Origin of the sequence: Amycolatopsis heterodermiae (assembly GCF_034929455.1) — a bacterium.
GTDB classification, from domain to species: Bacteria; Actinomycetota; Actinomycetes; order Mycobacteriales; family Pseudonocardiaceae; genus Amycolatopsis; species Amycolatopsis heterodermiae.
The window spans coordinates 399,345-418,492 of record NZ_JAYFSI010000002.1 but is presented as its reverse complement, the minus strand read 5'-3'; the positions used below and the strand labels follow the sequence as shown (position 1 = coordinate 418,492).

General features: G+C 75.1%; 10 protein-coding genes. 3 read left to right on the top strand and 7 right to left on the bottom strand.

Going from position 1 to position 19,148, the window contains the following annotated elements; all coding sequences use genetic code 11:
- Positions 1-19 precede the first annotated feature (19 nt).
- The 3 genes from VA596_RS12480 (at position 20) to VA596_RS12470 (ending at position 5,651) form a co-directional block, all read left to right on the top strand.
- The gene (locus VA596_RS12480; protein ID WP_323326422.1) at positions 20-3,223 is read left to right on the top strand and encodes a type I polyketide synthase; all 3,204 of its coding nucleotides are present in this window, start codon (positions 20-22) and stop codon (positions 3,221-3,223) included.
- Between the two features lie 16 nt (positions 3,224-3,239).
- A complete protein-coding gene (locus tag VA596_RS12475) occupies positions 3,240-4,754 on the top strand; it encodes an FAD-dependent monooxygenase (protein WP_323326420.1) in 1,515 nt (504 codons plus the stop codon).
- A 120-nt stretch (positions 4,755-4,874) separates the two neighbouring features.
- Entirely contained in the window at positions 4,875-5,651 is a 777-nt protein-coding gene (locus VA596_RS12470; RefSeq protein ID WP_323326418.1) for an AfsR/SARP family transcriptional regulator, read from the top strand.
- A 52-nt stretch (positions 5,652-5,703) separates the two neighbouring features.
- Here VA596_RS12470 and VA596_RS12465 read toward each other — a convergent pair whose 3' ends face one another.
- The 7 genes from VA596_RS12465 to VA596_RS12435 all read right to left on the bottom strand — a co-directional run bounded on the left by VA596_RS12465 (position 5,704) and on the right by VA596_RS12435 (position 19,147).
- Positions 5,704-6,189, bottom strand: a complete 486-nt coding sequence (locus tag VA596_RS12465) for an allene oxide cyclase barrel-like domain-containing protein (protein WP_323326416.1) — start codon at positions 6,187-6,189, stop codon at positions 5,704-5,706.
- Between the two features lie 76 nt (positions 6,190-6,265).
- A complete protein-coding gene (locus tag VA596_RS12460; RefSeq protein ID WP_323326414.1) occupies positions 6,266-9,127 on the bottom strand; it encodes a LuxR C-terminal-related transcriptional regulator in 2,862 nt (953 codons plus the stop codon).
- A 52-nt stretch (positions 9,128-9,179) separates the two neighbouring features.
- The gene (locus VA596_RS12455; protein WP_323326413.1) at positions 9,180-10,733 is read right to left on the bottom strand and encodes an MDR family MFS transporter; all 1,554 of its coding nucleotides are present in this window, start codon (positions 10,731-10,733) and stop codon (positions 9,180-9,182) included.
- Positions 10,734-10,772: 39 nt separating this feature from the next.
- Complete coding sequence (locus VA596_RS12450; RefSeq protein WP_323326411.1) at positions 10,773-11,534, bottom strand: thioesterase II family protein; 762 nt, start codon at positions 11,532-11,534, stop codon at positions 10,773-10,775.
- 13 nt (positions 11,535-11,547) lie between these two features.
- Positions 11,548-11,766 carry an MbtH family protein gene (locus VA596_RS12445; RefSeq protein WP_323326409.1) on the bottom strand — a complete coding sequence of 73 codons (219 nt, stop codon included), beginning with the start codon at positions 11,764-11,766 and terminating at the stop codon, positions 11,548-11,550.
- The gene (locus VA596_RS12440) at positions 11,763-13,103 is read right to left on the bottom strand and encodes a condensation domain-containing protein (protein ID WP_323326407.1); all 1,341 of its coding nucleotides are present in this window, start codon (positions 13,101-13,103) and stop codon (positions 11,763-11,765) included. Before VA596_RS12440 ends, VA596_RS12445 begins: the two co-directional genes overlap by 4 nt.
- A complete protein-coding gene (locus VA596_RS12435) occupies positions 13,100-19,147 on the bottom strand; it encodes a non-ribosomal peptide synthetase (protein WP_323326405.1) in 6,048 nt (2,015 codons plus the stop codon). Before VA596_RS12435 ends, VA596_RS12440 begins: the two co-directional genes overlap by 4 nt.
- Position 19,148 lies beyond the last annotated feature (1 nt).

Sequence of the window (19,148 nt, the reverse complement as noted above, 5' to 3'; positions counted from 1 at the left end):
GCCGACCAGGGAGACCGCCATGTCCAGTGCGACGACCGGCGACCACGCCGACCCCGGGAAGCTCCTCGGTTACCTCAAACGCGTCACCGGCGAGCTGTACGAGACGCAGGAAGAGCTGGAACGGCTGAAGACCGCCCGCCACGAACCGATCGCGGTGCTCGGCCTGGCCTGCCGCTACCCCGGCGGCGTGCGCGGCCCCGAGGACCTCTGGCGGCTGGTCGCCGAGGGCCGCGAGGCCATCGGGGAGTTCCCCGCCGACCGCGGCTGGGCCGTCGAGGAGTTCGACGAGCCCGGCGCCGACCGCCCCGGCACGGTCCGGGTGCGGCGCGGCGGGTTCCTCGACGACGCGGGCGAGTTCGACCCGGCGTTCTTCGGCATCAGCCCCCGCGAGGCGCTCGCCATGGACCCGCAGCAGCGGCTGCTGCTGGAGACGACGTGGGAGGCGTTCGAATACGCCGGTCTCGTCCCGGAGTCCCTGCGCGGCAGCCGCACCGGCGTGTTCACCGGGGTCTTCGACTCCGGCTACGCCGCGCCCGGCACGGTGCCGGCGGAGCTGGAGGGCCAGCTGCTCACCGGCACCGCGGGCAGCGTGGCGTCCGGGCGCATCGCCTACACGTTCGGCTTCACCGGCCCGGCGGTCAGCGTGGACACCGCGTGCTCGTCCTCGCTGGTGGCCACCCACCTCGCGTGCCGGGCCCTGCGGTCGGGCGAGTGCGACCTCGCCGTCGCGGGCGGGGCCACCGTGATGGCCACCCCCAGCACGTTCCTCGAGTTCTCGCGGCAGCGGGGGCTGTCCTCCGACGGCCGGTGCCGCGCCTTCGGCCGCGACGCCGACGGCACCGGGCTCGCCGAGGGCGCGGGCGTGCTGGTGCTGGCCCGGCTGTCCGACGCCCGGCGGCTCGGGTACCCGGTCGTGGGCGTGCTGCGGGGCAGCGCGGCCAACCAGGACGGCTCCTCCAACGGGCTCACCGCGCCCAGCGGCCCGGCGCAGCAGCAGGTGATCCGCGCGGCGCTGGCCGACGCGGGACTGTCCCCCGCCGACGTCGACCTCGTCGAGGGCCACGGCACCGGCACGCGGCTCGGCGACCCGATCGAAGTCCAGGCGGTGCAGGCGGTCTACGGCCGGGCCCGCACCCCGGAGTCGCCGCTGCGGCTGGGCTCGCTGAAGTCGAACGTCGGGCACACCCAGGCCGCGGCCGGGGTCGGCGGGATCATCAAGACGCTGATGGCGCTGCGCCACGGCGTGCTGCCGCCGACGCTGCACGCGGACCCGCCGTCCGAGCACGTGGACTGGGACGGCGGGGTCGCGCTGCTGCCGGAAGCCGTTCCGTGGCCTGCCGGCGGGCGGCCGCGGCGCGCGGGGGTCTCGTCGTTCGGCATCAGCGGCACCAACGCCCACGTCGTCGTGGAGGAGGCCCCCGCGCCCGGGGAGCTACCGGCGCCCGCGGACGGGCCCGTGGCGTGGGTGCTGTCGGCGAAGTCCGAGGTCGCGCTGCGAGAGCACGCGGCCCGCTTGCGGGAGCTGCTCGACGGCCGGCCCGGCCTGGACCTCGCCGCGGCGGCCCGCACGCTGGCGGGCCACCGGACGGCGTTCGCCCACCGCGCCGTGGTCGCCGGAGCGGACGCCGGCGAGCTGGCACGCGGGCTCGACGTCCTCGCGCGGGGCGAAACGTCCACCACCGCCCAGCAGGGCGTGGCGGGCGGCGAGCCGAAGGTCGCGGTGATGTTCACCGGCCAGGGGGCGCAGTGGGCCGGGATGGGCGCCGAGCTGTACGCCGGCCACCCGGTGTTCGCCGAAACCCTGGACCGGCTGTGCGCGCGGTTCGACCCGCACCTGCCGCGGCCCCTGCGCGAGGTCATGTTCGCCGCCCCCGGCAGCGAGCCGGCCGCGCTGCTCGACACCACCGCCTTCACCCAGCCCGCGCTCTTCGCGTTCGAGGTCGCGCTCTACCGCCTGGTGGAGGCACTCGGTGTCCGCGCCGACGTCCTCATCGGACACTCGCTCGGCGAGATCGTCGCGGCCCACGTCGCGGGCGTTCTGTCCGAAGTGGACGCCGTACGGCTGGTGTCCGCCCGCTCCGGGCTCATGCAGTCGGTGCCGGAGGGCGGGGCGATGGTCGCCGTCGCGGCGAGCGAGGAGGAGGTACGGGCGGAGCTGGCGCCCGGAGCCGAGATCGCGGCGGTGAACACCCCGGGGGCCGTCGTCGTCTCCGGCGACGGTGACGCCGTGACCGCGCTCGCCGCACGCCTGGCCGCACGCGGGCACCGGACCCGGCCCCTGACCGTCAGCCACGCGTTCCACTCCGCGCACCTCGACCCGATCCTGGCCGAGTTCGGCCGGTTCGCCGCCGGGCTCACCTACCACGAACCGGAGATCCCGGTCGTCACCAACGTCACCGGCCGGATCGCCGGACCGGGCGAGCTCACCACGCCGGAGCACTGGGCCCGCCACGTCCGCGGCACGGTCCGGTTCGCCGCCGGGCTGGCCACCCTCGCCGAGGAGGGCGTCACGCACGTGCTGGAGATCGGGCCGCACCCGGCGCTTTCGGCCGCCGTGGCCGAGACGCTGGGCGCGGCCGGGCCCGTCACGATCTCCCTGGCCCAGCGGCGCAAGCCGCAGGCCCGCCGGCTGCTCGCCGGGCTGGGCCGGCTGTGGAGCTCCGGGGTGCCCGTCGACTGGACCGCGCTGCTGCCCGCCGCCGGGTTCCTGCCCCTGCCGCCCTACCCGTTCCGCCGCGACCGCTTCTGGCTGCGTCCCGGGCCCGGCCCGCGGGGCGAGACGGACGTGCTGTGGCAGGCGATGGAGCACGAGGACCTCGACAAGATCACCGAGCTGCTCGGCGTCGACGGCGCGGAGCACCGCGCCGCGGTCTCCCTGCTGCTGCCCGCCCTCGCCGCGTGGTGCCGCCGCCCCGACGATCCCGGCGACGCCGGGGAGCCGGAGACCCCCTTGCGGGAGCTGCTGGCCGGCAAGTCCGCGGAAGAGCGGGAGACCGTGCTCCTCGACGTGGTCCGGCGGCACTGCGCCGACGTGCTCGGCCACGACGCCGTCGCGCCCGACGACGACCTGATCCTGCTGGGCCTGTCCTCGTTCACCGCGCTGGAACTGCACAACCGCCTCGTGAAGCTGACTCGGCTGGTGCTGCCGCCCGCGGTGGTGCTGGAACACCCGACACCGGTCCGGCTGGCCCGGCACGTCGGCGCCGAGCTCGCCATCCCCTGACCCGAAGGAGAATTCCGTGCGCACCGCAACCCAGGTGATCGTGGCGGGCGGCGGCCCGGTCGGGCTGATGCTCGCCGCCGAACTGCGCCTCGGCGGCGCCGAGGTCACCGTGCTGGAGGCCGAGCCGGAGCCCGCGGGCCAGTCCCGCGCGCCCGGCGTGTACGCCCGCACCGTCGAGGTCTGGCGCCAGCGCGGCATCCTGGACCGCTTCCCGGAGCACCGGTTCGGCCGGATCAGCCACTTCGCGCTGCTGCCGGTCGGGCTCGACCTCGGCGTGTTCGGCTCGCCCGAGGCCGTGATGCTGCTGCCGCAGGCCCTCGTGGAGAAGACGCTTTCCGGGTGGGCCGAGGAGCTCGGCGCGCGGGTGCTGCGCGGGCACACCGTCGAGGACCTCGAACAGGACTCCGGCGGCGTCACCGTCACCGTGCGGGACGCCTCCGGCGAGACGCGGCGGCTGCGGGCCGGTTACGTCGTCGGCTGCGACGGCGGCCGCAGCACGGTCCGGCGGCTGGCCGGGTTCGACTTCCCCGGCACGTCCTCGACCACCGAGATCCTGCTGGCCGACGTCGCCGGCCTGCCCGCCGACCTGCCGGCCCTGCGCGGCCGGCCGTTCCCGTACGTGCGCGGCGAGCACGGCTGGCTCGCGATGTCCGTGGTGACGCTGTCGGAGGACCGGCCGGACCTGGTGCGCATCATCGCGGGCGAGTTCGGCCGGGCCCCCGCCCGGCGGCCGGCCGCCCCGGCGTTCGACGAGGTGCGCCGCGTCGTGCACGCGATCGCGGGGATCGACCTGTCCGGCACCACACCCGCCTGGCTCAGCAGCTTCGGCAACGGCACCCGGCAGGTCACGCGGTACCGCCGGGGGCGCGTCCTGCTGGCGGGCGACGCCGCCCACGTGCACCCGCCGTTCGGCGGCCAGGGCCTCAACATGGGGATCCAGGACGCGGTGAACCTCGGCTGGAAGCTCGCCGCGGAGGTCACCGGCCGGGCGCCGGCGGGCCTGCTCGACAGCTACCACGACGAGCGGCACCCGGTGGCCGCCCGCGTGCTGCTCAACACCCGCGCCCAGGACGCGCTCATGCGCGGCGGGCCGGAGACCGAGTCGCTGCGCACCGTCGTCGCCGAGCTGCTGGCCGTGCCCGAGGCGAACCGGCGGATGTCGGCCGAGATCAGCGCGCTCGGCGTCCGCTACGACCTGGGTGACGGGCCGCTCGTCGGCCGCCGCGTGCCGCCCGCGGCCGTGGTGCTCGCCGACGGGTCCACCCGTGACACGCTCGGCTTGTTGCGGGGCGCGAAGGGCGTGCTGCTGAACCTGGCCGGGGAACCCGCGTACGGCAAGCTCGCCGCGCGGTGGGGCGAGCGGGTGGACGTCGTGGAGGCCGGGGCTCCCGAGGGCGAGCTGGCGTCGTTCTCGGCGCTCCTCGTGCGGCCGGACGGGCACGTGGCCTGGTCGGCGGGCCGCGGCGAACCGGCGGACGAGGCGGGACTGGAGGTGGCGCTGTCGAGGTGGTTCGGATCACACGGCGAATAACCGCAGCGACCGGTTACGCCGGTCATCTGACAGATGCCCCGGGCTCCCGCCGTTCCTTACGTTGGGAGGGTGCCACCGTCGGTGGTGACAACCGATCACCTGTCCCACAGGGAGCCCGTCGTGCGCTACGAGATGCTGGGTCGGCTCCACGTCATCGGTGCGCCCGGACAGGCGCCCCGGCGCCTGTCCGCACCGAAAGTGGAGTCGGTCCTGATGGCCCTGCTCGTGCAGGCCAACCAGGTCGTGTCCGTCGACCAGCTGATCACCGAGGTCTGGGACCAGCGCCCGCCCCGGAGAGCGACCGCGACGATTCACGTGTACGTGTCGCAGTTGCGGAAGTTCCTGTCCTCGGTGGAGCCGGCCGCGCAGCCGCTCGCCACCGTCTCCCCCGGTTACGTGCTGCACGTGCCGCCGGAAGCCACCGACCGGCACGAGTTCCGGTCCACCGTGTTCCGCGCCCGCACCTACGCGGCCGCGGACCGGCACGCCGAGGCCGTGCCCCTGCTGCGGGACGCGCTGGCGGCGTCGGAAGGAACCTGGCGGCCCGCCGGTGAGGCCGGGCCCGTCACGGCCGGTTTCCTCACGTGGCTGGACGAAACCCGCCTGGAGTGCAAGGAACTGCTCGTGGACTGCCTGCACGCGCTCGGGCAGCACCGCGAGCTGACCGGCCGGCTGCCGGGCCTCGTCCGGCAGCACCCGCTGCACGAAACGTTCTACCGGCAGCTGATGCTGGCGTACTACCGCTGCGGCCGCCGGGCGGAGGCGCTGAACGTCTACCAGGCGCTGCGCACCCGGCTCCGCGCCGAGCTGGGCCTCGATCCGTGCCGTGCCGCCCAGGAGCTGCACCTCGCGATCCTGTCCGCCGAGGACGCGCCCGTGCTCCAGCCCACGGGCTGACACGCGGCACGAGGCCTGGCCGGCAGCGCCGCCGGCCAGGCGTCTCGTGCGCTCAGCCCTGGCGGTACAGCTTGAAGTTGGCGCGGAAGCGCTTTCGCGGGATCTCGCCCTTGAGGTCGCGGGTCCCCACCAGGCCCAGGTAGCGGCCGCTGATGCCGACCGCGTAGAGGGACTGCCACTTCCCCTCCAGGATGGCCTGCACGTCGACCCAGCCCGTCGTCCGGATCTCCCCGTCCGGGAACACGGCGCGCTCGGTGTAGAACGACATCAGGTGCCCGTCGCTTTCGCGCACCAGCACCTTCCAGCCCGCGCCCTCGAGCGTGCCGAGGACGGTGCCCTCGGCGTCGGAGAACGTGCTGTCGTAGGTGTTGTGGTCACCGAGGCCCGGCCCCGGCGGCACGACGGCGTGGTACCGCAGGTCGACGTCCTCGGTCAGGTCCTCCAGCACCAGGGAGTCGGCGGCGTCACCGGGTTCCGGAACGGGCACCGCGCCGGACACGGCCTCGGTGAAGGCGGGCACGGGATCGGCAAGCGACATCTCGGTCCTCTCGTCGGGCTTCCCGGCTCCGGCCGGGCCAGCGTTTTCATCCTCGGCCACGGCGCTAAAGCGGCCCTTAGGTGTCCACTGAGGACGGTGCCGCTCCCGGGACCGGCGCCACCGGGGGCAGATCCCTGAGCTGGTGCCGTGACGTGATCCCGAACTTGGGGAAGATCTTGTGCAGGTGGTAGCCCACGGTGCGCACGGACAGGAAGAGCCGGGCGCCGATCTCCTTGTTGGACAGGCCCTGCGCGGCCAGCTCCACGATCTCCCGCTCCCGCGGGGTCAGCTCCACCCGCGCCGCGGGCACGGCCGCGCCGGTGGCGGTCGCCTCGCCCGCCGCGCGCAGCTCCGTGCGCGTTTCCTCGACCCACGGCCACGCTTCGAGGAACGTGAACAGGTCGAGCGCGGCCCGGAGTTCGCCGCGGGCCTCGATGACCCTGCGCTGACGGCGGAGCCATTCCCCGTGCAGCAACAGGGTTCTCGCGCGGTCGAACAGGGACGGCGACTCCTCGGCGAGCGCCGCGGCGAAGTGCCGTCCGGCCGCCTCGGCGTCGTCGTCGGCCAAAAGAGCCTGGCACCGGTGCCACAGTGAGCGCAGCACGGGAGCGTCGCGGAGGATGCCGTGCTCGTACCGTTCCAGCGCCGTCCGCGCCCCTTCGCGGTCACCGGCCCGGACCAGGTAGCCGACGAGGTCCGGCAGCACCAGCTGGGCGATCAGGAAGTGGTGCCCGGCGCGCTCCGGCGAGACCACGTTCCCCAGCCGCGCCGCGGCTTCCTGCGGCGAGCCCTCGGCCTCGGCCAGCAGGGCGAGCGCCCAGTGCGCCACCGCCGCGGCGGAGCCGATGCCCCGGGGCACCGCCTCGGCCAGCACGAACTCCGCGGCGTCGCGGCACTCCTCGGCGCGGCCGCAGATCGCCGCCGACCACGCGAGCACCGCCCGCAGCTGCACCAGCGCCCCGGTCTGCCCCAACTGCTCGGCGAGGTCGCGGGCCGCCACCGCGTCGGCGTGCGTCGGGTACCAGAGGGAGTCGGCGATGTCGTAGCCCGCGACCGTGGCGACCAGCATCGGCAGCGCCCCGAACTGGGCACGGGAGCGCACCGTCTCGCCGGCCCGCCGCAACGCCGCCGACGTGCGCCAGGCGTTGCCCAGCAGCCGCGGCACCACCACCGGCGGCCAGATCCACGGCCGGGTGCCCGGCTGGCGCAGCCAGTGCGGGGACGCCGCGGCGAGCCCGCCGCCCTCGGGGAACCGGCCGTGGGCCAGCTCGGTGAGCGCCTCGCCCAGCCGGCGCGCCGGGTGGTCCGCGGGCAGCGGGAGGTGCCCGAGCGCCTCGCCCACCACGAGCAGGCCGGGCCGGTCCCCCAGGGTCAGCGCGCAGCCGCCCGCCATCACCAGCAGGTCGGCGGCGGCGGCCGGATCGCCGGCCGCCAGTCCGTCGGCGGAGTCCAGCAGCTCGTGGTAGGCGGTGCGCGGCAGGCCGTTGGCGTTGTCGATCACCGCCTGCAGCTCGCTCGCCGCCGCCAGCGCCGCCGGGGTCTCCGCGACCGCCCGCAGCTCGCTCTGCAGCCCCTGCGCGCGGGCCGGGCACCCGGCGAACCAGGCGCACCAGGCGGCCTCGGTGAGGTACCGGGTGCGGGCCGAGGACGTGCCGGACAGCCCGGCCGCGGCGGCGTAGGCGTCCGACGCGGCCAGCGGCCGCCCGCCGCGGCGGGCCCGCGTCCCCACCGCCGCCAGCTCCGCGGCCACCTCCTCGTCGAACCCGGCGGTCGCCGCGGCGCGGTGGCGGACCCGCTCGTCCGGGTGGCGCGCCAGCACCTCGGCGAGCGCCCGGTGCACGGCGTGGCGCGAGTCCAGCGACGCCGAGTGGTACACGATGGAGCGCAGGATCCGGCGCGGGAACGTCACCTCCTGCTCCCGCACCACCAGCTGCCCCCGCCGCTCGGCCTCGGCCAGCACGGCCGCCCCGTCGACGCCGAGGCGCGTGGCCGCCTCGATCAGCACCGGCACGCTGCCCGTGCGTTCGGCGGCGGCCGCCAGCAGCAGGGTCGCGGTGCCCGCGGGCCGGGGCCGCACGGACGGCCCGATCAGCTCGGGCAGCCGCCGGCCCGGGGCCAGGTACTCCGGCAGCGGCAGCACGCCGGACAGCTCGCCCTCGTTCAGCGCGGCGCACAGTTCCAGCAGCACCAGGGGATTTCCCTCGGCTTCGTCGAGCAGGCGCCGCACCACCTCCTCCGGCGGCGGTCCCGGCGGGCCGGACCGGCCGACGGCGGCGAGCACGAGCGCGCGGGCCGCGTCCTCGGACAGCGGGGGCACGGCCAGCGGCGGGAGGCCGCTGTCGGCCGCGGCCCGCGGGAGACGCTCCCCCAGCGGCAGCGCGGTGGACAGCACCACCGCGACCGGGGCCCGGTGGAACCGGCGCGTGGCCGTGAACAACGCGACCCGGCTGCGCTCGTCGAACCACTGCGTGTCGTCGACGAGCAGCAGCTGCGGCCCGGACACCGCGGTCTCGGTGGCGACGAGGTCGAGCAGCGCCAGCCCGACCCGCGCCGGGTCGGCCGGGCCACCGTCGAGGGCCGCCGCGACCGCGGCGCGGTGCTTCTCCGACAGCGTGCCCAGCCGCGGCAGGAGGCGGATCAGCAGCGGCTGCAATCCGGCGTAGGGCGTGCTCGCCTCCGCCGCCACGCCACCGCAGCACAGCACCGGGGTGTCCGGCCCGGCCAGCTCCGCGGCCCGGTCCAGCAGCACCGTGCGCCCGGCACCCGGCTCACCGAACAGGTGGAGGCCGGCCGCCCGGCTGCCCTGGTGTCCACTGTGGACCTTCCGCAGCACGGCACGCAGGGTCTCGACCTCGTCGTCGCGGCCGAACAGCCGCGGGGGCGGCACGGCCCCCGTACGCGGGAACACCGCGGGTGCGCATCCGGGCCGCACCGGCATCGCCTCTCTTCCGGGGGTCGCGGCCGGGGCTGCCCCCGGCCGGCTCGGGTCGCTAATCGCCGTCCGGCGCGGCCGGCGCGTCGCCGCTGCGCAGCGGGATCTCCCGCAGGAACGAGACGGCGACCAGCGACACGACCACCGCCGGCACGCACGCCAGGAACACGTCGCCCAGCGAACCGGAGAACGCCTCGAGGACCTTGTCCCGGACCGCGCCGGGCAGCTGCCGGATCGCGGCCACGTTGTCGAGGGAGAACCCGGCCCCGCCGGTGGCCGGCGCGTCCCCGAACTGCTCCCGCAGGTGGTGCGCGAGGCGGTTCGACAGCACCGCGCCGAGCACCGCGGTGCCGATCGCGCCGCCCATCGACCGGAAGAACGTCACCGCGCCGGTGGCGACCCCCATGTCCGCGGCGGTCACCGAGTTCTGCACCGCGGTCGTCATGTTCTGCAGCGTCAGGCCGAGCCCGGCCCCGCAGACGAACATGTAGACCGCGATGAGGCCGTAGGGGGTGGTGGTGCCGAGCGTGGCGAGCAGGCCGAGCCCGGCCGCCATCAGCACGCTGCCGGTGATCAGGTGGATCTTGTAGCGCCCGGTCCGGGTGATCGCCGCGCCGGACCACGTGGAGGTGAGGAGGATGCCGACGACGGCGGGCAGCATCGCGAGCCCCGACTCGGTGGACGACATCCCCTTGACCGTCTGCAGGTACAGCGGCAGGTAGATGACCGCGCCGAACATCGCGATGCCGGCGACGAAGGAGTAGACGTTGCCGAGGCCGAAGGTGGACTGGCGGAACAGCGGCAGCGGGATCACCGGCTCGGCCACCCGGCGCTCGACCAGGAGCGCGGCCACGGCCAGCAGCACCGCGCCGATCAGCAGTGCGAGCGACCGCGGGTCGCCCCAGCCGAACCTCCCGCTCGCCCAGCTCAGGTAGAGCAGCAGCGCCGTCACGGCCGCGACGAGCAGGCCCGAGCCGGCGTAGTCGATGTCGTGGCGGCGCACCACGGTCGGGATGCTGCGCAGCGCCACCGAGGTCACCACGAGCGCGACCAGCCCGAGGGGCAGGTTGATGAAGAACACCCAGCGCCAGCCGGGCCCGTCGCTGAAGAACCCGCCCAGCAGCGGCCCGAGCACGCTGGCGACGCCGAACGCGGCGCCGAACAGGCCCTGGTACTTCCCGCGTTCCCGCGGCGGGATGATGTCGCCGATCAGGGCCAGCGCGATGGCCAGCAGCCCGCCGCCGCCGATGCCCTGCACCGCGCGGCCCGCGATGAGCACGCCCATGGTGCCCGAGAACCCGCAGACGGCCGACCCGGCGAGGAAGGTGACGATGGCGACCTGGAACATCAGGCGGCGGCCGTAGAGGTCGGACACCTTGCCCCACAACGGGGTCGTCGCGGTCGAGGTGAGCAGGTACGCGGTCACCACCCACGACAGGCTGTCCAGCCCGCCGACGTCGCTGACGATCTTCGGCAGCGCCACGCCGACGATCGACTGGTCCAGCGCGGACAGCATCGTGCCCAGGATCAGGCCGCCCAGCACGGTCATGATCTGCCGGTGGCTCAGCGGTGCGGGGGCGGACTCGGCCGCGGGCGCGGCAGGCTCGGTCATCGCCTTCGTTTCCTTCCGGTGTCGGACTTGTCTTGCGGGTCAGGGCCGGTGGGCGAGCACGGCGCCGAGGTCGGCGCGGATCTCGGCGAGCAGGTCTCCGCCGTCCTCGCGGAGGAAGAAGTGGTCACCGTCGAACAGGCGCACGCGGAACGGGCCGCGGGTGACCTCCGCCCAGGCGCGCACCTCCTCCTCGGTGACCCCGGCGTCGGCCCGGCCGCCGAACGCGGTCACCGGGCAGTCGTGCGGCCGGGCCGAGCGCGGCCGGTAGGTGAAGTTCAGCTCCAGGTCCGCCCGCAGCTGCGGCAGCACGAGCTCCCGCAGCTCCGGGTTGTCCAGCGTGGCCGCGGGCATCCCGCCCAGGTCGCGCAGCCGCCGCCAGATGTCGTCGTCGGTGGTGTCCTCGTAGACCGGGAAGTCCGGCGGCAGGAGCGGGCTGGTGCGCGCGCAGGCGAAGAAGTGCTCCGGCGGCCGGCCGCGTTCGGTCAGCCGCAGCGCGACCTCGTGCGCGACCGCCGCGCCCATGCTGTACCCGGCGACGGCGTAGGGCTTGTCCAGCAACGGTTCCAGCACCGGCACGAGGGCGTCGGCCAGCGGCCCCATCGCGCGGTGGGGCGCCTCGCGGAAGCGCGTCTCCCGGCCGGGCAGCTGCACCGCGCACACCTCGACCTCGGGCCCGAGGTCCTCCTGCCAGGTGCGGAACACGGTGGCGCCGCCCCCGGCGTAGGGGAAGCAGAACAACCGCAGGCGCGCCTGCTCCTGCGGCTTGACGAACGGGAACCAGAGCGACTGTGCCTCCGTCATGACCGGTCTCCTCTCAGTCGCGCGCGGGTTCGCGCATCGCCGCGCGGACGCTGCGCGGCCGCGGGTCGGTCCAGACGCGCTCGACGTGGTCGAGGCACTCGTCGCGGGTGCCGACGAAGTCGGAGGCGGCCCAGCCCGGCGGGATCTCGCGGGCGAGCGGCCACACCGAGTACTGGTCCTCCTCGTTGCGCACCACCGTGTAGTGCGGTGCCCGTGCTTCGGTGCCGGTCATCGATCGTTGTCCTTTCTCGGGGCGAACCGGGAGCCCAGCTCTCCGGCGGGCCGGGCGGGATCGGCCACGGCGGCGCGCACCGCCTCGGCGAAACCGGCGGCGAGCCGGTCCCCCGTCGCGGCGGAGAGCACCCCGGTCCGGCGCAGCAGCTGGACCTCGGCGCCGTCGCCGGCCGGCCACACGTGCAGTTCCAGGTCGTAGCGGGCGGCGCCGCGCGACACCGGGTGGCGCGCGATGGTCAGGCCCGGCAGCGTCAGCTCGCCCGCGGCGGCCGAGTGCAGCACGAAGGTGGCGCGGAACCAGGGGTCGTCGGTGCTCGCCGTGCCGGGCAGCAGCTGGGCCTGCAGGTACTCCAGCGGCAGGTCGCGGTGGGCGAACGCGTCGAGCGAGGCGCGGCGGACCCGCGACAGCAGCGTGGCGAACGGAGTGTCCGATGTGGACTCGGCCCGGATGGCGACGTGGTTGACGAAGCGGCCGACGATGCCCTGGAACTCCGGCCGGTCGCGGCACAGCACCGGCGTGCCGATCGCGAAGTCCGCGCGGCCGCCGATGCCCGCGAGAAGCGCGTGGTACACCGACAGCAGCACCATGAACAGGCTGGCGTCGGCGTTCTTGCCGCTCTCGGTGGCCGCTGCGAGCAGCGGCTCGTCCAGCCGCCCCCGGTGCACCTGCGCCGCGAAGCGGTCCTCGCCGGGACTTCCCGGCAGGGAGGGCCGCGCCAGCCCGGCGAGCACCCGGCGCCAGTGGTGCAGCTGCCCCGAGTAGGCGCCACTGGCGATCGAATCGTTCTGCCAGTTCGCCACGTCCGCGTACTGGAGGGGCAGCGGCGGCAGCGCCGGGTCCGTCCCGAGCGCGTAGGCCCGGTACAGCAGGCCCAGCTCGCGGGTGAGGACGTCGCGCGACGCGGCGTCGTAGACCATCAGGTGGCTCACCACCAGGACCACGTGGTCGTCGGGGCCGAGCTCGAACAGCCGCACCCGCAGCAGCGGCGCGTGCGTCAGCTCCGGCGGGGCCGGCGCCTCCGCGAGCGGGCCGTCCGGGTCCGGGAGCGGGCCGGCCCGCTCCAGCTCGACCTCGGCGTGCGCGTGCACCTGCGCCACCAGCTCGCCGTCGGCCTCCCGGAACGTCGAGCGCAGGGACTCGTGGCGGCGCACCAGCTCGTCCAGCGCGCGCCGCAGCGCCGTCCGGTCGAGCCTGCCCCTGAGCCGCAGCGCCTCCGGCACGGCGAGCACCGGGTGCCGGGGCGCGAGCCGGGCGACGTCCCAGACGCCCCGCTGCACGAAGGAGGTCGGCAGCAGGTACGTCTCGTCCGGCGTGACGTGGCCGGTGGCCGTCATCCCCGGCTCCCCTCGGCGCGGGCCGGGGTCCGGGGCAGGACCGCGATCGGCGCGACGGCGGGCGTCGCGCTGTCCCGCAGCCGCGCGCACAGCTGCGCCACCGTGGGCGCCTCGAACAGGGCGGCCAGCGGGACCTCGGTGCCGAACGCCTCGCGGGCCTTCGCCACCACCTCCGTGGCCAGCAGCGAATGCCCGCCGAGGGAGAAGAAGTCGTCCAGCATGCCGACCCGCTCCACGCCGAGCACCTGCGCCCAGATCCCGGCCATCAGCTCCTCGTCGGACTGGCGCGGGGCGACGTAGGTGTGCTGGCGGGCCTCGATCGCCTCGGGCAGCGCCCCGCGGTCGAGCTTGCCGGTGCTGGTCAGCGGCAGCACCTCGAGCACCTGCATGCTGGCGGGTTTCATGTAGTCCGGCAGCCGCTCCGAAACCCACGCCCGGACGCGGGCGATCAGCTCGCGCTCCTCCTCGACGCGCATCGGGTCGGACGTCCAGCCGGCGGGGTCCGGCGCGTCGCCGAGGCGGGGCGCCACGGCGAGCCGTCCGGTCCCGGCGCCCGCGGGACGCAACGCGGCGTCGAAGCAGTGCGGGTCGGCCAGCGACGGGGCGAGCACGACCTCGTAGCCGTGCGACTCGCCCAGCTCCCGCAGCTCCTGCGGCTCGATGCCGGAGTCCGGCGCTCCCGCCAGCGCCTTCAGCTCCGAGAGCAGCCGGACGCCACCGGGCTCGCGCAACGCGGCGGCGGCTTCGCCGTGGGCGATGACGCGCCCGTTGCGCAGGCCCCGCAGCTCGATCTCCCGCGGCTCACCGCCGGTCAGCAACCCGGTCAGCTCGGCCAGCGGCACGGCCCGGCCGCCGAACTCGTGCACCGGCGGCGCGGCCGGCACCGGGACGTCGCCGCGCGGGATGACGACGTCGTAGCGGTACCGGTTCATCTCGGTGTCGACGCCGCTCTCCTTGAGGTGCAGCTCGGCGCGGCCACCGGCGAAGTCGGCGAAGAACGCCGGGTGCAGCGTCAGCTCGTCGTCCTGCACGAGGCGGCGGGCCAGCTCGGCGCGGACCTCGGCCGGGTCGGTGTGCTCGTCGGCGGCGTCCGCGCCGAAGAGCAGGACCGACGTGTGGAACGCCTCCTGCAGCGCCTGGTGCCGCACGTCGCCGACGAACAGGTGCCCGCCCGGGGCGACGAGCGCCAGCGCGCCGTCGAGGACGCGCCGGGCGTAGGCGGCGCTCGGGAAGTACTGCAGGACCGAGTTGACCACCACGACGTCGAACTCGCCGTCCGGCAGCCCGGACAGGTCGTCGGCGAACCGCTCGGCCAGCGTCACCGGGGCACCCGCGGGCAGGTGCGCGCGGACGTGGTCGAGCGCGGACCGGGAGAAGTCCGTGGCCACGTACTCCTCCACGTCACCGAGCAGCTCGAACAGCAGCAGACCGGTGCCGCAGCCGATCTCCAGAATCCGCCGCGGCCGCAGCGACCGGATGCGGGCGACCGTGTCGGCCACCCACGCGCGCATCTGCTCCTCCGGGATGCGGCGGCCGGTGTAGCTGGAGTTCCAGCCCGCGCTGTGGAAGCGCTCGGGCGCCCCGCCCCCGCCGTAGATCTCGTCGTAGACCGCGCGCCAGGTGTCGGCCTTGCGGCGCTCGCCGCCGCCGGAGCGGACGTCGGTGCGGTAGCCCGGTGCGGGCACGAGGTAGGCGGCGAGCTGGTTGCTGCCGTCGCGGCCGCGGCGCGCGACGACCGCCGCCGCGGCCACGCCGTCGTGGTCCACCAGCACCTTCTCGATCTCACCCGGTTCGACGCGGTGCCCGCGGACCTTGACCTGCGAGTCGACGCGGCCGAGGAACTCCAGGTTGCCGTCCGGCAGCCAGCGGCCGAGGTCGCCGGTGCGGTAGATGCGGCTGCCCGGCTCCCCGCCGAACGGGTTGGGCACGAACCGGTCCGCGGTCTGCCGCGGCCGGTTGAGGTACCCGCGGGCCAGTCCCTCGCCGCCGACGAAGATCTCGCCCGGCATGCCCGGCGGCAGCGGGTTCATCAGCTCGTCCAGCACGTACGTGGTGGTGTTGACGATCGGCAGCCCGAGCGGGATGTTGCGGCGGTTCTCCGGCAGGTCCGCCGGAATCGGGTAGTAGTGCGTGAACGTCGTGCACTCGGTGGGGCCGTAACCGTTGAACATCCGGATGCCGGGCAGCGCGGCCAGCGCGCGCCGGATGTGCGGCACCGAGGGCCGCTCCCCGCAGACGATGAGCTGCGGCAGCCCGGCCAGCTGCGTGACGTCCTGGTCGACGACGGTGTTGAACAGGGTCGCGGTGACGACGACGGTGTTGACCCCGCCCGCGATCGCCGCCCCGAGGTCGGCCGCCGTGGGGATGCCGCCCTCCCACATCACCAGCCGCCCGCCGTGGAACAGCGGGGCCCAGATCTCGAACATCGCGACGTCGAACGCGATCGACGCCAGCTGCAGCGTCACCGACTCCGGCCCGACGGACAGGTCGCGCGTGTTGTGCAGCAGGCGCACCACGTTCTCGTGCAGGATGCCCGCGCCCTTGGGCCGGCCGGTGGACCCCGAGGTGTAGTCCACGATCGCCAGGCTCTGCGGCCCGGCGGCGACCGGCAGGTTCCCGGCCTCGAGCCCGGCCCAGTCCCCGGCCTCCTCGTCGAGGGCGACCGGGGTGAACTCCCCCTCGCCTTCCAGCGCGCGGAGGTGGTCGCCGTGGCCCACGACGATCTTCGCGCCGATGTCGGCGAGCATGAACGACAGGCGCTGCGCCGGGTAGGCCACGTCCAGCGGCAGGCAGTAACCGCCGGTCTTGAGGATGGCCAGCAGGCCGACGATCATGTCCGCCGACCGCGGCAGGTGCAGGCCCACCGGAACCTCACGGCCGGCACCGAGCCCGCTCAGGTGCCGGGCCAGGCGGTTGGCGCGGGCGTTCAGCTCCGCGAAGGTCAGCTTCGCGGCGCGCGTCTCCAGGGCCACGGCGTCGGGCGTGCGGCGGACCTGGGCCTCGAACAGCTCGGTGAGCGAGACGTCCCGCGGCATCGCCACGGCCGTCCGGTTGGGCCGGTCGACCACCGCGTCGCGCTCGTCGTCGTCCAGCGGCAGCAGCTCGGTCAGCGGGCGGTCGGCGCCGGCCGCCTCGGTGGCCTGCTCCAGGACCTTCAGGTACTGGCGGCACAGCGCGTCCACCGTGCCCTCGGCGAACAGGTCGGTCGCGTAGGTGAACACGCCGACCATGCCGTCTTCGGACTCGTAGAAGTTGCACTCGATGTCGAACCGGGTCATCCCCGAGTCGAACTCCAGCAGCGTCAGGTCCAGCTCGCCGACGCGCTGGTGCTTCGCGGGCAGCTGCTGCACCGCGAAAGTGGCCTGGAACAACGGGTTGTGCGCCAGGTCGCGGGTCGGCTGCAGCACCTCGACCAGGCGCTCGAACGGGACGTCCTGGTGGTCGAACGCGCCGAGCGCGGCGTCCCGCACCCGGCCGACCAGCTCGCGGAAGGACACCTCGCCGCTCAGCGCGATCCGCAGGACGACGCTGTTGAGCAGGAAGCCCAGCACGTCCTCGGCCTCGTACCGGTTGCGGTTGGCGACCGGGGTACCCACGGCGATGTCCTGCTGGCGCGTGTAGCGGTGCAGGATCAGGTCGAACGCGGCCAGCAGCACCATGAAGACCGACGCGTTCTCCTCCTGCCCGAGCGCCCGCAGGCGCGCGACCAGCTCGGCGGGCACGTGCACGCGGCGGTGCCCACCGCGGAACGTCGGCAGCGCCGGGCGGACGTGGTCGGCGAACAGGTCCAGCACCGGCACGTCGGCGAGCCGGTCGCGCCAGTAGGCGATCTGCTCCTCGGCCGCGGGTCCCTGCTGCCACCGCTCCTGCCACGCGGCGACGTCGCCGAACTGCAGCGCGACCGGCGGCAGCGCAGGCTGCCCGCCCGCGCTGAAGGTCTCGTAGAGCGCGGTCAGCTCGCGCAGGAAGATCCCGCGGGACCAGCTGTCGAACACGATGTGGTGCACGGCGACGAGCAGCCCGTGGTCGGTTCCGGTCCGGCGCACCAGCCGGGCGCGCAGCAGCGGGCCGGCCGCCAGGTCGAACGGCGCGGCCGCCAGCTCGACGGCCCGGCGGTGCAGCACGCTTTCCCAGTCCTCTTCGGACACTCCGGCGAGGTCCTCGACCTCCAGTGCCAGCCGCAGCCCGGGCCGCACGACCTGCACCAGGCCGTCGTCCGTGGTGGCGAAGACCGTGCGCAGCGCCTCGTGGCGGGCGACGATCTCGTTGAACGCGCGTTCCAGCGCGTCCCGGTCGAGCCGCCCGGTGAGCCGGAACCCGCCGGGCATGTTGTGGAACGGGATCCCGGAGTGCAGCTGTTCGAGGAACCACAGCCGGCGCTGGGCCGGTGACGCCGGCGTCGGCGCGCCCGCCGCGCGCGGGGTGATCGCGAGGTCCGGCCCCCCCGCGCCGTGCAGGGTCTTCGCGACGACCTTGGCCAGCCGGGCCGCGGTCGGCGAGTCGAACACCGCCCGCAGCGGGATGTCGGTCTCGAAGCGCTCCCGGAGCCGGGAGGCGATCTGGGTCGCGACCAGCGAGTGGCCGCCGAGGTCGAGGAAGCTGTCGTCGATGCCGATGCGCTCGAGGCCGAGCACCGACGCGAAGATCCCGGCGACGGCGGCTTCCAGGTCGTTGCGCGCCGCGCGGTACCCGGTGGCCCGCGCGGCGACCCGCAGCCGTGGCGCCTGCTCGGCGGGCACCCGCGCGACCAGCTCCGCCAGCGGCCGCTCGATCGCCTCCGGGTAGGCGCTCAGCACCGCGACGAGGTGGTCCAGCACCCGCTCGGCGTCCTCTGTGGACAGTCGCGACGCGTCGAACACCGCGCGGACGGAGAGTTCCGCGCCGGGGAAGACCAGCAGCATCAGCGGGAACGACGAGCGCGCGGCGACGAACCCGACGTCCTCGGTGTCGAGGGTCAGCTCGCTCCCGGCGAGCGCGGCGTGGTCGACGGGGTAGTTCTCGAACGTCAGCGCGCTGTGGAACAGCGGCTGCGCGCCCGGCAGGCCCGACCACTCGTGGATCTGGCCGAGCGCGCAGTACTCGAACGGCTGCGCGGCGGTCCGCTCCTGCTGCAGCCCGCGCAGCCACTCGGCGACCGGCGTGGCCGGGTCGACCGGCACGCGCAGCGGGACGATGTTGGAGAACGGCCCGATCATCGCCTCGACCCCGGGCAGCGACGGCGGCCGCCCCGAGACCGTCACGCCGAACACGACGTCCTCCCGGCCGCTGTAGCCCGCGAGCACCGCGGCCCATGCCCCCTCGACCAGGGAGCTGAGCGTCACCCGCTGGCGCGCGGCGACGGCACGCAGCGCGTCGAGGCCGGCCGCGGGCAGCACGCGCTCCGCTTCGGCGAAGGACCGCGCGGCAGGCTCTTCGTCCTCGAGGACGGGGCCCAGCGGGGTCGGCCCGGTGATGCCCTCGAGCGCCACCCGCCAGAACTTCTCCGCCGCGACCGGCTCCTGGGCGCGGATCCAGGCGACGTAGTCGCGGTAGGACGGGGCGGCCTCCACCGGGCCGCCGCCGCGGTAGGCGTCGAGCACCTGCCCGACCAGCAGCGGCATGCACCAGCCGTCGGTGACGAGGTGGTGCACCGTCCACACCAGGCTCCACCGCCGCTCGGCGGCGCGGGCGAGGGTGACGCGCATCAGCGGCGGCTTCGTCAGGTCGAACCCGCGCTCACGTTCGGCGTGCAGCAGGCCGTCCAGCTCCGCGCCGGGATCCGCGCTGGCGCGCCAGTCGAGCGTGCCGACCGCGAGGTCCGCTTCGGCGAGCACGACCTGCACCGGCTCGGCGCGGTCGGCCAGCACGAACGCGGTGCGCAGCGCCGCGTGCCGACGCACCACCGCGCGCCAGGCGTCCGCGAGCCGGCCGGGGTCCACCACGCCGGTCAGGGTGAACACGAACTGGTCGATGTGCGTGCCCTCGCGCGAGGAATCGGCGAGCGCGCCCGCGAACATCCCGCGCTGCTGGGGCGAAAGCGGGTACATCGCTTCGACCTGAGGCATG